General features: G+C 64.3%; 1 protein-coding gene. It reads left to right on the top strand.

Going from position 1 to position 1148, the window contains the following annotated elements:
- On the top strand, positions 1-1148 hold a 1148-nt coding region (locus tag NFR87_RS10425; RefSeq protein WP_251449440.1), incomplete at both ends, for a hypothetical protein.

Raw genomic sequence — 1148 nt, forward strand, 5'->3', positions numbered from 1 at the left:
GTGGGCGGCACCCAGGCGCCGGTGACGGTGGATCTGGGGCAGCTGACCGATCTGACGGCGGGCACCACGGTGCGCACCGCCATTGCGCCGCTCAATCCCAACGCCCAGGTGGCGGGCGTGGTGGCCACGGTGAACGGTTCGTCGGTGAACCTGACGGACAGCGGAAGCAACGTGTATGACTACATCATGGGCAGCGCGGATGTGGACATCTACGTGGTCATCCAGAACAAGAACGATCCTCTGGGCGATATGTACATCGCCACGGTCTATAAGGACGATCCGGACAACAAGCCCGGGAACAAGGCGGAGGTCATTGTAAACGAGGATGTGAGCCCCATCCCCCATGACAAGGTGTGGACGGGCGCTTATGAGACCAACGTGATCCGGGTGGAGGTGGAGACCGAGCCCGGGTACTATGCCATCGTGACGGCGAAGGAGGTGCCCGGCGGGGCGGATGTGCCGGTGGTGCAGTGGGCCACCCAGGGCACCAGCACCGACCCGGCAAAGAGCCAGTTCTATATGCCGGCCAGCGATGTGGACGTGACGGTGACCTTCACCACGGAGAAGCCGGCCAGCGGCAATCTGCGGCTGAGCATTGACGGCGCGACGGACAACAGGGCGGCCAACAGCGCCACCCTGGCTACAGCGGCCAACAGCGTGACGGTGAGCGGGGACGAAGCTCCGACACTGACCAAGCCCTTCCCCACGGGACAGGTGGATCCGGGGGAGACGCTGACATTGACTACAACTGCCGACACTGCCAATTACTACGCGGTGAAGGAAGCGAAGATGCAGATCACGGTGCCGGTGGGCGGCGGTGCGTCGGCGATGACGGTGACGGTGGCGGTGCCCCTGACGGATGGGGTATCTCTGCCGCTGCTGAGCATGCCTTTGGGAGACGCGGAGGTCATCGTGACGTATGAAAGCGGCGTGAAGCAGACGCCGCGGCCTTACGATCCCATCCATTCCACGGCCTACAACGGGGCCAACTACCCCAGCACAGTGGCGGACAAGAGCCAGACCCATCAGGAGGGCTGGCTGTTGGCCGTGCCCACCGGGGCGGATTCCTTCCACCTGGTGGTGCCCACCCTGCATGACATGAGCGGCGATCCGGCGGCGGACACGCTCTACCATGCGGGCTATGATCC

Source organism: Vermiculatibacterium agrestimuris, from assembly GCF_943193085.1.
Taxonomy (GTDB): Bacteria; Bacillota; Clostridia; order Oscillospirales; family Oscillospiraceae; genus Vermiculatibacterium; species Vermiculatibacterium agrestimuris.